Genomic DNA, 12,792 nt, shown 5'->3' on the forward strand with positions numbered 1-12,792 from the left:
CCTCCGCCCTGCGGGCTGCGGTATTCGCCTTGGGAGCGGCCCGGCGGCTCATGCGAGTACCCCGGTCACGGCCAGGAGCGCCGGGCGGCGCGGGGTCATGGTGAGGGGCTGGAGGCTTCGATGTTCTGGAGTCATGCCGGTGGGCTGTGGTGTCGTCAGCGGGCTTGGGGATCGGCGTTGATTCTCAGCAGGCGCGCCATATTCGATTGGTCGAACAACTGGGGGTTTTGCCGTCAGTTGGGGGCATGTCCCAAGGGCTTCCCCTGATACGCTGAAAACACGCGGAGGCGCCCCGGTGCTTCCTTGTCCACCCCCAGATTCACACACATAGAAAGCATTCCATGTCGATTGCCGCCATCGAGTCCGTCTTGCAGCAGATGCGGGTCACCTCGCTCCAGACGGGCATTGCCCAGCCCGCCGCCGAAGGGGCCGAGCCGAGAGGTTTTGCCGCCGAGCTCCGCCGCTCGCTGGACAACATCAGCACCGCGCAGACCAAGGCCTACGGCCAGGCCGAAGACTTTGAAATGGGCAAGCCGGGCGTTGCACTGAACGACGTGATGGTCGACCTGCAGAAGGCCAACGTGGCTTTCCAGACCGGCCTGCAGGTGCGCAACCGCCTGGTGGCTGCTTATCAGGAAGTGATGAACCTTCCCGCCTGATCCGTGTGGGTTGTGGGCAGCGCAACTTTTTTGCGCCGGACTCTAAATGTTTGGAAACCCCTGCCGATAACTAAACCAACGATGGCTTGAGTCTCACAGTGGGAGCGGGTCCAGCGTTGCGGCCGGACGGCCGGAGTCCACAACCTTTGTCTATCAGGAGTCGAAAATGGCGCAAGTCATCAACACCAACAGTCTCTCGCTGCTCACGCAGAACAACCTCAACGCGTCGCAATCGTCGCTGAACACCGCGATCCAGCGCCTGTCTTCGGGCCTGCGCATCAACGGTGCCAAGGACGACGCAGCGGGCCAGGCCATTGCCAACCGCTTCACCGCCAACATCAAGGGCCTGTCGCAAGCCCAGCGCAACGCCAACGACGGCATCTCGCTGGCGCAAACGACCGAAGGCGCACTGAAGGAAGTGAACAACAACCTGCAGCGCGTTCGTGAGCTCGCAGTGCAAGCCGCCAACGGCAGCAACTCGGCCAGCGACCTGAAGTCCATCCAGGACGAAATCACCCAGCGCATGAGCGAAATCGACCGTGTCTCGGCACAGACCGATTTCAACGGCGTGAAGGTCCTGTCGGCCGGCGCCAAGCCGCTGACCGTGCAAGTCGGTGCCAACGACGGCGAAACGATCAAGATCGACCTCAAGCAGATCGACTCGACGACGCTCGGCCTGGCTGGCTTCTCTGTCAGCAGCAACGCCCTGCCGGTCAGCGCTCCGATCACGCAGACCAACCTCGGCGGCACGCCGACGGACGTCGACCTCTCGTCGGCTGCCACCTCGCTGGGCGTGGATGCTTCTTCGCTGAGCCTGCACAACGTGAAGGACGCCACCGGCGCCGCAACCGCCAACTTCGTGGTCAAGTCGGGTGACGACTTCTACGCTGCTTCGGTCGACGACACGACCGGCGACGTGGTCCTGAACGTGGCCGACGTCGAGTTCACCGACACCGACAACGGCGTGACGACCGCTGTTGCACTGGCCGACCAGCTGGTGAAGGTGGGTGTGAGCGCCGCTGGCACCACCACCGCCTACGTTGCCGTGCAAGGCAAGAACTTCGCCGTCGGCGCAGGCGCCCTGGCCAACGGCGGCGCAACGCCCACCGACTTCGACAACACCGCCACGGACATCGTCCTGAGCGGTGCCGGCAAGACGGCCGAGTTCGCCGGTGCGGCTTCGATCGACCCGATGAAGAAGCTGGACGCAGCTCTGAAGATGGTCGACGACCTGCGCAGCTCGCTGGGTGCGGTGCAGAACCGTTTCGACTCCACGATCGCCAACCTCGGAACCACGGTGACCAACCTGTCTTCTTCGCGTTCGCGCATCGAAGACGCCGACTACGCAGTCGAAGTGTCGAACATGACCCGCGCTCAGATCCTGCAGCAAGCTGGTACCTCGGTGCTGGCCCAGGCGAACCAGACCACGCAAGGCGTGCTGTCGCTCCTGCGCTGATCCAGTAAGGCATTGCGCAGGCGCCCGGGTGAAAACCCGGCTCCGCCTGCGCTGTTCCCTGCGGCTTGGCCCCGGCCAGGCTGCAGACGACAGCGAAAGCATCAAGAAGGTGGTAATCATGTCGGTGGTCGACTACACGAGCGGCGAAGTCATCCGCCAGATTCCTTCGGAGGAAGTGGTGCGCATCGCCAAGGTGCTGGGCAAGGCGCCCGGCCTGCTGGTGAGCCAGGAAGCCTGACGGGTTCCCTTCTTTTTTCTTCTTCTCTTATTCGTAGTTTTCAGGACATCTCAACATGGCATCGATCAGCAGCCTTGGCGTCGGCTCCAAGCTCGACCTGAGCACCTTGCTTACGCAGCTCGAGACGGCGGAGAGCCAGCCGCTCGTGCTGTTGCAGCAACGGCAGGTGAGCTACACGAGCAAGCTCTCGGCCTACGGCACGCTGCAGAATTCGCTCAGCACGCTGCAGGCGGCGGCCAAGAAGCTGTCCGACCCCGCGCTGTTCCAGGGCGCGAAGGTCACGTCGAGCGTGCCCGAGGTGCTGACGGCATCGGCCGGCAGCAAGGCCACGGCCGGCACCTACACGGTTGACGTAACCAAGCTTGCGCAGTCGCAATCCCTGGTGGCGGCCGGTCGGGCGGATGCCAAGGCTGCCATCGGCACCGGCACCATCACCATCGACTTCGGCACCGTGGGCGGCGGCACGCTCGATGCGGCAACCGGAACCTACACGGGTGCGAGCTTCACGAAGGACGCGAGCCGCACCGCCGTGCCGATCACCATCAACGGCACCAACAACACGCTCGAAGGTATTCGCGACGCGATCAACGCGGCCAAGGCCGGCGTTTCGGCCAGCATCGTGAACGACGGCAGCGGCACGCCGCACCGGCTGGTGCTGACGTCTTCGCAAACGGGCGAAGCATCGAGCATGCGCATCTCGGTGGCCGGCGATGCGTCGCTGCAGGGCCTGTTGAACAACGATCCCGCGGGTTCGCAGAACCTGCGGCAGACGGTGGCCGCGCAGAACGCGCAGCTCACGGTGAACGGCATTGCCGTGACCAGCGCAAGCAACACGGTGAAGGAAGCCATCCAGGGAACCACGTTGAACCTGCTGAAGACGGGGTCCAGCAACCTTGCGACGCAGCCCGACACGGCCGCGGTGGAGGCGGCGATCAATGATTTCGTCAAGGCCTACAACAGCCTGCAGGCCACGGCCAACACCTTGACCACGTACGACAAGGACTCGAAGACCGGCGCCGCGCTGGTCGGGGACTCGACGCTGCGCAACCTGCAGACCCGCATTCGCCAGGCGCTCACCACGCCGCAGGCCGGCGGGCCGACCGACCTGAAGGTGCTGTCGGAAATCGGCGTCACCTTCCAGAAGGACGGCACCATGGCCGTCGATTCGGCCAAGCTCAAGACGGCGGTCAGCACCAATCTTTCGGGTGTTGCGGGGCTCTTTTCCAGCGCAACCGGCAGCACCGCCGGTTACGGCAAGCAGATCAGCGCGGTGGTGGACAACCTCACCTCCACCGGCGGCGCGCTCAAGGTGGCTTCGGACGGCATGACGGCCTCCCTCAAGCAACTCGACCAGCAGTTCACCGACATGAAGATGCGCGTGGATGCCAAGGTGGAGCGCTACCGCGCGCAGTTCACGCAGCTCGACCTGCTGATGAGCCAGATGAGCAGCACCAGCACTTATCTGACGCAGCAGTTTGCGAGCATGCAAAGCAGCAGCAAGTAATTACAGCGGAGCAACCCGATGCGTACCCCCCACACCTCCAGAGCCGGTGCCAATGCGTATGCACGCGTCGGCGTGGAAACGCAGGCGATGAGCGCCTCGCCGCAACAGCTCATCGCCATGCTGTTCGACGGCGTCGTCACCACCATCGGCATGGCGCGGCACCACATGGCGAGCGGCGACACCGTGGCCAAGGGCAACGCGATTTCCAAGGCCATCAGCATCGTCGACAACGGCCTGAAGGCCAGCCTGGACGCCAAGGCGGCAGGTGCCGCGGGCGCCGAGCTGGTGGCCAACCTGTCGGCGCTGTACGACTTCGTGATTCGCCGGTTGCTGTACGCAAACCTGCACCACGACGTGAAGGCGCTCGACGAGGCCGAAGCGATTCTCGAGAACATTGCGTCCGCATGGCGCGAAGTCGGCGGTGCAAGTGCCGACAACTGAAACACCGGAATCGCAGGCCATGCCGATCCGCAACGAAGTCCTCCATTGCTACAGCGAACTGGCTTCGACCATGTCGCTCATGGCGGGGCTCGCCCGCGCCAGGGAATGGGAACGGCTCGCCGAGCTCGAAGCCCGGTGCGCGGCGCTGGTGGACCGGCTCAAGGCCATCGGCAAGGTGTCGCTCGACGTCGTGCAGCTGGAGCAGGTGCGCAACCTGATCGACTGCATCCATTCCGACCAGGAAGAGGTGTGCGACATGGTCAAGCCGCAGCTCGAGGACCTGGTGTCGAAGATGGCCCAGTTGCAGATGCGCAGCGAACTCGGCAGGGCATACGGCACGCCGTACTGACCTGCAAGAGAGCACGGCAAACGCAATGAACAGATCGATCGGACTCGCCGATGCGCCGCTCGCAACGAAGCTTGCCGCACTGCGGCCGGAGCTCGCTGCGCTGCAGACCGAGGTCGGCACCAGCTTGCCGGCCGGCGCCGTGGCCGAGGTCCAGCAGGTCAAGAACGATGTTCGGCTGCCGTCCCACTCACTGCTCGAGGCCGTGCTGCCGGCCAAGGTGCCGGCCGGCGCGCCGCGCGCGGCCGATGCGCCGCCTTCGGTGGCTACACAGTGGTCGGCGGCGGCCCGTGCCATCAGCGCCGTGCTGGCCGATCTTCATGCCGACGCCGAGCCTGTGCGCGGCGCGGCGCCCCTGTGGCCCTCGGCGCAGGCGCCCGCGGCGCCCGTGCTCGCCGGCGCGCTGGCGCAAACCGTGGCCGGGAGCGGGATGTTCTACGAATCGCATCTGGCCGAATTTGCCAAGGGCCTTCGCACCGTGCGGCAACTGGCCGAGGAGCCGCAAATGCGGTTGACGCAGGCAGCCACCCCCACCAGTGCCGGCACCGCGCAGCCTTCGTTCCAGGTGCCTGCACAGCCCCAGCCCGCCCAGGTAGTTCCGGGCCGGCCGGTTGCCGCGGATCAGCTTTTGGCGGTTCCGTCAGCTGGCCAACCGGTTGCCGCCGCGGGCGCATCCGCTCCCGCGGCGAGCCAGCCTGTGCCGGGCGCGCCCGCCCACGGGCAGCCCGTGGCTGTTGCGCAAGGTGCACCGGCACAAACGCCGCCGGCATCGGTCTACACGAGCCAGGGTGTTCCAGTTGCTTCGGCCGCGGTTCCCGCCTTCCCGGGTGATGCGGGTGTGGTTTCCGACGAGCGCACGGCCAGCCGCGGCCTCGGCGAAAACAGCGCTGCCGCCTCTTCGGCGCGCCCAGCCGCTTCGGTGGCCGCGCCGGCTGAAATGATTCATCCGCAAACCGTGGCGCTGGTGCATCAGCAGCTCGATCTGCTGGCTACTTCTGTTTTCCGCTGGAGCGGGCAAGCATGGCCGAATGTTCCGATGGAGTGGTCCATCCACGAAGAAGCCGACCAGCCCGCCGACGCGCCTGGAGACCGACGCAACGAGGAGCGCAAGGAGCGCCCGCGCAGCTGGTCGACCACCGTTTCGCTCTCGCTGCCCAGGCTGGGTGCCGTCGATCTTCGGCTGAGCCTGACGGGCGAACTCGTTCAGGCCCGCCTTGCCGCCAGCGAAACAGCAACACTCGCGCGCCTGCGCAATGACAGCGGCGGACTGGGGCCGCGCCTCGAAGCCGCCGGATTGCGTTTGCAAGACCTGCAGATCACGGCGATGAGCCCGGTGGAGCATGCCGAATGACTGCTCCGACCGATACGCGCCCGAGCGCGGTGGCTCTCTCCTATGCCGACCAGGCGAAGGCGCCGGTGGTGGTGGCCAAGGGTTACGGGGTGACGGCGGAATCGATCCTGCGGCAGGCGCGGGAGAACGGCGTGTACGTGCACGCCTCGGCGGACCTGATCAAGCTGCTGATGCAGGTGGACCTCGATCGGCAGATTCCGCCGCAGCTCTATCTGGCGGTGGCAGAGGTGATGGCGTGGATCCACGGGATCGAAGCGGACCAAGGCACAGCGGCAGAGGCGAAAAGCTAAATCTTTTCCCTTAAGTTAGCGCAGGAAATGAGAACTAATTTCATCGGCAGAAACCAGTAGTGCGATTGCAACAAAAGCTTACATGTACTTGTAGCTCGCTTTACAGTTTCCCCGTGATCGAAAGTTACAAAGTGTTAAATAGTTGGAATAATTCACTCAGGACATGACTGAACGGAGTGCAATTTTGGAAACGGATATTGTGATGAACGTGGCCAACGGCGAGATCTCCCGCGAGATCGGTGACATCAATCTCGCCTACATGTTGCTGGCGCAGAAGCTGGTCAAGCAGGACCGCGTGGCTGCGATGTTCCGCCTGGGCGTGAGCCGTGAACTGGCCGACATGCTGGCCAACATGTCGCTGGCGCAGATCCTCAAGCTCGCGGCGTCGAACTTCCTGCTGTGCAGTTTCCGGCTTGACGAGCATGCCTCGATGTCGGCGGTAGTTGGCGAAGATAAGGACACGATGCTGCAACAAGCGCACATGTCGATCCTGATGTCTGCCCGAAGCCTGCAGAGTAAAAAAGAAGCCGCCACGGTATGAGCACCAAGAGCGTCCTTGGCGAAGTGCGCGAAGTTCAGCTGGCGATCCAGTTGATCCACCTCGGCGCCCGCCTGCAGTTCCTCGAGGCGGAAGTGGGCCTGAGCCGCGAGCGGCTGATCCGCCTCTACAAGGAAATCAAGGGCGTCTCTCCCCCCAAGGGGTTGCTTCCTTTTTCAACCGATTGGTATATGACCTGGTTGGCGAATATCCATTCGTCAATGTTTTACAACATGTATCAATTCATGAAAACCCACTCCGATGAAGAAAAGGTCTGGGTATTGATTAAAAGCTACAAATTGTATTTGCAGCAAATTGAGGCGCAGGAAAGCGAACCAATTCTGGATTTCACGCGTGCATACACGATGGTTCGCTTCTTCGACAGCGACATGCTGCAACTGAGCACCTGTTGCCGGTGCGCGGGGCAGTTCGTGGCACATGCGCACGACCACAAGAGCGGGTACGTCTGCGTGCTCTGCCGGCCCCCGTCGCGGGCGGGCAAGGCGCGCGGGTCGAAGCGCGCGGCGGCCGGCGAGATCGCTGTGCCGGGCATGGAAAGCATGGGTCTTGCCGTGGAATCGGCGCTCGACGGCGGTGGGCTTCATTGAAAAAAGCGGACCTTGCCCCCGTGGGCAAGGCTTTTGAATCGACGCCTCAAGGGCAGTAGGGGAAGCGCGTGCTCCTTTTGGTTGGTTATCTGGTGGTCATAGGCGCCGTGTTCGGCGGCTATGCGCTCATGGGCGGGCACTTCGGCGTGCTGTTCCAGCCGGTGGAGCTGTTGATGATCGGCGGCTCCGCGCTGGGCGCCTTCATTGCGGGCAACAACGGCAAGACGATCAAGTCGACGCTCAAGGAGCTGCCCCTCCTGCTGCGCTCGTCCAAGCACAACCGGCAGCTCTACCTGGATCTGCTGGCGCTGCTCTATGAGTTGCTGGCCAAGGCGCGCAAGGAAGGAATGATGAAGCTGGAGTCCGACGTGGAGGACCCGGCCAAGAGCGAGATCTTCGCGCGCTATCCCAACATCCTGGCCGACGAGGCTGTGATGGAGTTCCTGTGCGACTACCTGCGGCTGGTCATCAGCGGCAACACGGACGCATTCGAGATCGAAGCGCTGATGGACCATGAGATCGAGACCATCAAGCACGAAGCCGAAGTGCCCATGCACAGCCTTTCGCGCGTGGGCGACGCGCTGCCCGCGCTGGGCATCGTTGCGGCCGTGATGGGCGTGGTGCATGCGTTGGCCTCGGCCGACCTGCCGCCTTCGGAAATGGGTGCGCTGATTGCGCACGCGATGGTCGGCACCTTTCTGGGCGTGCTGATGGCCTACGGCTTCGTCTCGCCGCTGGCTTCGCTCATCGAGCAGAAGGTGGCCGAGGGCATGAAGATGTACCAGTGCACCAAGGTCACGCTGCTCGCAAGCCTGAACGGGTATGCACCGCAGCTGGCGGTGGAATTCGGCCGCAAGGTGCTGTTCTCGACCGAGCGGCCCAGCTTTACCGAGCTGGACAGCCACGTGCGCGAGGTCAAGGCCCGCTGATCCACGGCGTGGAACATTGCCATGAGCACGGAAAAACACAGGGTCGTCGTCAAGCGCGTTCCCGCCCACGCAGGCGGCGGGCACGGCGGCGGCTGGAAGATCGCCTATGCCGACTTCATGACGGCCATGATGGCGTTCTTTCTCGTGATGTGGCTGTTGTCGAACGCCTCGCCCAAGCAGCGTGAAGGCATTGCGGAACACTTTCGCATGCCGCTGAAGGTGGCCATCAACGGCGGCGAGAAAAGCAGCACCAGCGAGAGCGTGATTCCAGGTGGCGGCATGGACCCGAGCACGCGCGCCGACGGCGAGGTCCAGCGGGCCGACGCCGAGGAAGACGCCGATGCCGAGCGCCTGGCCAGCATGAAGGACCGGCTGGACAAGCTCATCGAGAACAGCCCGGTGTTCAAGCAGTTCCGCTCGCAGATCCTGATCGACATCACCACCGAGGGGCTGCGCCTGCAGATCGTCGACAGCGAGAACCGCCCGATGTTCGACCTGGCCAGCGCGCAGCTGGTGCCGCACATGCGCGCCATCCTGCGGGAGATCGGCCCCACGCTCAACGAACTGCCCAACAAGATCACCTTGTCGGGGCATACCGATGCCATCGTCTACACCAACGGAGACCGCTCCTACGGCAACTGGGAGCTGTCGGCCGACCGGGCCAACGCCTCACGGCGCGAACTGGTGGTGGGCGGCATGGCCGAGAACAAGGTGCTGCGCGTGGTCGGGCTGGCCGACAGCATGCACCTGGACAGGAGCAATCCGCGCAACCCGATCAACCGGCGCATCAGCATCATCTTGCTCAACCACCGCACCCAGCACCAGATAGAGCGCGAGAACAGCGGCAGCGGCAACGCCGCGAGCTGGCCCGCCAAGTCACAGCCATCGCCTTCGCCGCTGCTTCCCGCCCAGGGCGTCAAGGTCACGGCCAGGGGGAGCGCCGGCGGCGGCGCTTCCGCAGAGCACCCATAGAAATTGATGCCGGCCCTACAGCAAGCCGGTTCGGAGCAACGATGGATCTCAGTCAGTTCACCCAGGCATTTTTTGTCGAAGCCGTCGAGCTTCTGGCGCAGATGGAGCAATTGCTTCTCGAGCTGGACGCCGATGCGCCCGACAGCGAGCAGCTCAACGCCATCTTCCGTGCCGCGCACTCCATCAAGGGCGGCGCGGCCACGTTCGGTTTTGTTGCGCTGACCGATACGACGCACCTGCTTGAAACCCTGCTCGACCGCGCGCGCCATGGCCAGCTGAGCCTGAGCCGCTCGATGATCGATGCATTTCTGGAAACGAAGGACGCCTTGCAAGAACAACTGATTGCCTATCAGGCCGAGAACGAACCCGATCCTGAGATGGTCGCCCACATCTGCGGTGTGCTCCGGCAACTCGCGCTCGAGACCGAGGGCGGCGCAGCCGCGGCTCCGGCGCCTGCACCCGCACCCGCGCCGGCGGTGGTTGCCGCCCCTGTTGTTGCCGCCGCGGCCGCACCGGGCCACGACGCGCTGCGCATCAAGTTCTCGCGCCTTTCCGACAGCGAATGCGACCTGCTGGCCGACGAGCTCGGAAACCTCGGCAAGCTGCTGTCGCGCACGCGCAGCAACGACCAGCTCACGGTGGTGCTCGAGACCAGCTGCGCGCCGGACGACATCATTGCCGTGTGCTGCTTCGTCATCGACGAATCGCAGATCGAGATCACGCCGGAAGCCGCCCCTGCGACGGGCGCCGAAAGCGCTGCGAGCGCGGCAAACCCGCTGCCCATTGCTGCAGTGGCTGCCGCACCGGCTGCGCTGGCAGCGGCCCGGCCCGCCGCGGCACCCGCAGGCGCGGCCGCCAAGCCTTCCGCCGCGGGCGCGGCAACGGCTGCAAAAGACTCGAGCTCGATTCGCGTGGACGTGGAGAAGGTCGACCAGCTCATCAACCTGGTCGGCGAACTCGTCATCACGCAATCGATGCTGACGCAGGCCGCCACCATGCTCGACCCGGTGGAGTGCGAGCGCTTCCTGAGCGGCCTGGGCCACCTGGAGCGCAACGCCCGCGACCTGCAGGAGTCGGTCATGTCGATCCGCATGATGCCGATGGACTATGTGTTCAGCCGCTTCCCGCGCGTGATTCGCGACGTGAGCGCCAAGCTCGGCAAGGAGGTGCGCCTGGACACCTTCGGCAAGGAAACCGAACTCGACAAGGGCCTGATCGAACGCATCATCGATCCGCTCACGCACCTGGTGCGCAACAGCCTGGACCACGGCATCGAGACGCCGTCGCAGCGCATTGCCAAGGGCAAGGAGGCCGAAGGGCAGCTGCTGCTGTCGGCCCAGCACCACGGCGGCAACATCGTGATCGAGGTGAGCGACGACGGCGCCGGCCTCAACCGCGAAAAGATCCTGGCCAAGGCCATGCAGCAAGGGCTGCCCGTTTCCGAGACGATGCCTGACGACGAGGTGTGGCAGTTGATCTTCGCGCCCGGCTTCTCCACGGCCGAGCAGGTGACCGACATCTCCGGCCGCGGCGTGGGCATGGACGTGGTCAAGCGCAACATCCAGGAGATGGGCGGACACGTCGAGATCAGCTCGCGCGAGGGCTGGGGTACCACCACCCGCATCGTGCTGCCGCTCACGCTGGCCATCCTGAACGGCATGTCCGTCAAGGTCGGCACCGAGGCCTACATCCTGCCGCTGAGCTACGTGATCGAGTCGCTGCAGCCGCGGCCCGAGCACCTGCATTCGATTACCAGCGACGGCCATGTGATCAAGGTGCGGGGCGAATACCTGCCGCTCATCGAACTGCACAGCGTGTTCGACGTGTCGGGCGCGCAGACCGATCCGACGCAGGGCATCCTGGTGATCGTGCAGGCCGGCGAGGCGCGCTTTGCGCTGTTGGTCGACGAACTGCTTGGCCAGCACCAGGTGGTGGTGAAGAACCTGGAGACCAATTACCGCAAGGTTCCGGGCATTTCGGCCGCAACGATCCTGGGCGACGGCAGCGTGGCTTTCATCATCGACGTGGACGCCATGCCGCGCATCCAGCGCGCGCACGCAACGCGCACCACCGCCCTGGCGAATGCGGCGCGGATGGACCCGGTTGCCGCCTGACAAACGATATCCATAGGGAGACGATGCAATGCGTTTTGATTTTTTCCGGCGCTCCGCCGCCGAAGAAACACCGGCACCCGAACAGTCGAAAGACCTGACGGCCTTGCGCAATGCAGACGGCTATGTGGCCTACACCCTGCTGCTGGATGCACAGAAGCGGGTTGCAGGCTACAAGCTCGGCTGGCGCCCGGCCGCAACGCCCGACGAAGCGCCTGACGCGATTACGCAGTTCAAGGCCCTGGTGGCCTGCGTGACCGAGCACCTCAATCCGCCGGACACCCCGTGGCAGCTGGGACGCAGCGAGTTGTTCTTCGATGTGAACGCCGAATCGCTGGCACTGAGTGCGCTGCAATCGCTGCCGCCCGAATACACCGTGTTCTGCGTGGAGCTTGCCGATCTTGCGAACGAGGAGTTGCGGCCCGTGCTGATGTTCCTGCGCGAGCAGGGGTTCAGCTTCATGCTGCGCGGCGCCACGGCGCTGCCCGAGGACCATGAGCTGCTTGGCATGGTGACCCATTTCGACGTGGGCAATGGAGACCCGATGCTCGTTGCGGCCGCCCGCCGCGGCGAGCAGCCCGACCACATGCCCATTCAGCCGATTGCAACGCGCATGGCTTCTTGGAAAGACTTCGAGGCTTGCGCCGCGCGCCGCATCGACGTGTTTGCCGACGCGAGCTGCGGCCTGCCGCCACCTGCGGTGAAAACCGGCAGCCACGCGCTGGAGCCCGAGTCGATCCTGATCATGCGGCTGCTGCAGATGATCCAGCGCAACGAAGACCTGCGCGAGATCGAAGCCGCCCTCAAGCGCGATGCGGCGCTCACCTACAGGCTGCTGCGCCACATGAATTCGCCTGCCGTGGGGGCGGGCGTCGAGATCCATTCGCTGCACCATGCGGTGACCATGCTCGGCTACTCGCCGCTGTTCCGCTGGCTGTCGATGCTGCTGGCAACCAGCAACCCGGCGGGCAGCCCACCCTTCATGATGAAGAAGGCCATCATGCGCGGCCGGTTCGTCGAACTGATGGGCGAGATCATGCTGCCGCGCGGCGAGTCGGACAACCTCTTCGTGGTGGGGATGTTCTCGCTCATCGACCAGCTGCTCGGCATTCCGATGCAAGAGGTGCTCAGCAAGGTGCAACTTTCCGATTCGGTGCAGCAGGCGATCCTGACGCGCGGCGGCGTGTACGGCCCCTTCCTCTCGCTGGCCGAGGCCTGCGAGCTGGACACCGGCGATGCGCCGCGCCTGACGGAGGTGCTGCTGCTGAGCGCCGACCAGGTCAATGCCGCACACCTTTCCGCGCTGGCCTGGTCGCAGGACGCGGTGCCCATTGACGGCCATTAAGACA

At 64.5% G+C, this 12,792-nt stretch carries 14 protein-coding genes; all 14 read left to right on the forward strand.

What is annotated here, in order from left to right; genetic code table 11:
* Positions 1-341: 341 nt before the first annotated feature.
* The 14 genes from fliE (at position 342) to EJI00_RS15265 (ending at position 12,788) form a co-directional block, all read left to right on the forward strand.
* Complete coding sequence (fliE, locus tag EJI00_RS15200) at positions 342-659, forward strand: flagellar hook-basal body complex protein FliE (RefSeq protein WP_126748342.1); 318 nt, start codon at positions 342-344, stop codon at positions 657-659.
* A 166-nt stretch (positions 660-825) separates the two neighbouring features.
* On the forward strand, positions 826-2,115 hold the full coding sequence (locus EJI00_RS15205) for a FliC/FljB family flagellin (RefSeq protein WP_126748343.1): 1,290 nt from the start codon (positions 826-828) through the stop codon (positions 2,113-2,115).
* 28 nt (positions 2,116-2,143) lie between these two features.
* Positions 2,144-2,353: a flagellar protein FlaG gene (locus tag EJI00_RS25260; RefSeq protein WP_221885043.1), complete on the forward strand. Its 210-nt coding sequence runs from the start codon at positions 2,144-2,146 to the stop codon at positions 2,351-2,353.
* Positions 2,354-2,408: 55 nt separating this feature from the next.
* Positions 2,409-3,857: a flagellar filament capping protein FliD gene (gene fliD, locus EJI00_RS15215; RefSeq protein WP_126748344.1), complete on the forward strand. Its 1,449-nt coding sequence runs from the start codon at positions 2,409-2,411 to the stop codon at positions 3,855-3,857.
* 18 nt (positions 3,858-3,875) lie between these two features.
* Positions 3,876-4,298 (forward strand): flagellar export chaperone FliS, encoded by a 423-nt coding sequence (fliS, locus tag EJI00_RS15220; RefSeq protein WP_126748345.1) that lies wholly within the window; start codon positions 3,876-3,878, stop codon positions 4,296-4,298.
* 19 nt (positions 4,299-4,317) lie between these two features.
* Complete coding sequence (locus tag EJI00_RS15225) at positions 4,318-4,647, forward strand: flagellar protein FliT (protein ID WP_260590736.1); 330 nt, start codon at positions 4,318-4,320, stop codon at positions 4,645-4,647.
* 25 nt (positions 4,648-4,672) lie between these two features.
* Positions 4,673-5,995, forward strand: a complete 1,323-nt coding sequence (locus EJI00_RS15230; RefSeq protein WP_126748346.1) for a flagellar hook-length control protein FliK — start codon at positions 4,673-4,675, stop codon at positions 5,993-5,995.
* Positions 5,992-6,285: an EscU/YscU/HrcU family type III secretion system export apparatus switch protein gene (locus EJI00_RS15235; protein ID WP_126748347.1), complete on the forward strand. Its 294-nt coding sequence runs from the start codon at positions 5,992-5,994 to the stop codon at positions 6,283-6,285. Before EJI00_RS15230 ends, EJI00_RS15235 begins: the two co-directional genes overlap by 4 nt.
* Positions 6,286-6,487: 202 nt before the next feature.
* On the forward strand, positions 6,488-6,826 hold the full coding sequence (gene flhD, locus EJI00_RS15240; RefSeq protein WP_260590737.1) for a flagellar transcriptional regulator FlhD: 339 nt from the start codon (positions 6,488-6,490) through the stop codon (positions 6,824-6,826).
* Positions 6,823-7,431: a flagellar transcriptional regulator FlhC gene (gene flhC, locus EJI00_RS15245; RefSeq protein WP_126748348.1), complete on the forward strand. Its 609-nt coding sequence runs from the start codon at positions 6,823-6,825 to the stop codon at positions 7,429-7,431. The genes flhD and flhC overlap by 4 nt, the downstream gene beginning before the upstream one ends.
* A gap of 68 nt (positions 7,432-7,499) precedes the next feature.
* Positions 7,500-8,360: a flagellar motor stator protein MotA gene (motA, locus tag EJI00_RS15250; protein ID WP_126748349.1), complete on the forward strand. Its 861-nt coding sequence runs from the start codon at positions 7,500-7,502 to the stop codon at positions 8,358-8,360.
* A gap of 21 nt (positions 8,361-8,381) precedes the next feature.
* A complete protein-coding gene (gene motB, locus EJI00_RS15255) occupies positions 8,382-9,332 on the forward strand; it encodes a flagellar motor protein MotB (RefSeq protein WP_126748350.1) in 951 nt (316 codons plus the stop codon).
* A gap of 41 nt (positions 9,333-9,373) precedes the next feature.
* Complete coding sequence (gene cheA / locus EJI00_RS15260; protein ID WP_126748351.1) at positions 9,374-11,446, forward strand: chemotaxis protein CheA; 2,073 nt, start codon at positions 9,374-9,376, stop codon at positions 11,444-11,446.
* A gap of 28 nt (positions 11,447-11,474) precedes the next feature.
* Positions 11,475-12,788: an EAL and HDOD domain-containing protein gene (locus tag EJI00_RS15265; RefSeq protein WP_126748352.1), complete on the forward strand. Its 1,314-nt coding sequence runs from the start codon at positions 11,475-11,477 to the stop codon at positions 12,786-12,788.
* Positions 12,789-12,792 lie beyond the last annotated feature (4 nt).

The organism is Variovorax sp. DXTD-1 (assembly GCF_003984625.1).
Lineage (GTDB): Bacteria > Pseudomonadota > Gammaproteobacteria > Burkholderiales > Burkholderiaceae_C > Variovorax.

Coding starts and splice junctions, on each gene's coding strand:
- EJI00_RS15230 (WP_126748346.1), top strand. CDS start 4,673: ATGAACAGATCGATCGGACTCGCCGATGCGCCGCTCGCAACGAAGCTT.
- EJI00_RS15265 (WP_126748352.1), top strand. CDS start 11,475: ATGCGTTTTGATTTTTTCCGGCGCTCCGCCGCCGAAGAAACACCGGCA.
- cheA (WP_126748351.1), top strand. CDS start 9,374: ATGGATCTCAGTCAGTTCACCCAGGCATTTTTTGTCGAAGCCGTCGAG.
- fliD (WP_126748344.1), top strand. CDS start 2,409: ATGGCATCGATCAGCAGCCTTGGCGTCGGCTCCAAGCTCGACCTGAGC.
- motB (WP_126748350.1), top strand. CDS start 8,382: ATGAGCACGGAAAAACACAGGGTCGTCGTCAAGCGCGTTCCCGCCCAC.
- EJI00_RS15205 (WP_126748343.1), top strand. CDS start 826: ATGGCGCAAGTCATCAACACCAACAGTCTCTCGCTGCTCACGCAGAAC.
- fliS (WP_126748345.1), top strand. CDS start 3,876: ATGCGTACCCCCCACACCTCCAGAGCCGGTGCCAATGCGTATGCACGC.
- flhC (WP_126748348.1), top strand. CDS start 6,823: ATGAGCACCAAGAGCGTCCTTGGCGAAGTGCGCGAAGTTCAGCTGGCG.
- fliE (WP_126748342.1), top strand. CDS start 342: ATGTCGATTGCCGCCATCGAGTCCGTCTTGCAGCAGATGCGGGTCACC.
- EJI00_RS15225 (WP_260590736.1), top strand. CDS start 4,318: ATGCCGATCCGCAACGAAGTCCTCCATTGCTACAGCGAACTGGCTTCG.
- EJI00_RS15235 (WP_126748347.1), top strand. CDS start 5,992: ATGACTGCTCCGACCGATACGCGCCCGAGCGCGGTGGCTCTCTCCTAT.
- flhD (WP_260590737.1), top strand. CDS start 6,488: ATGAACGTGGCCAACGGCGAGATCTCCCGCGAGATCGGTGACATCAAT.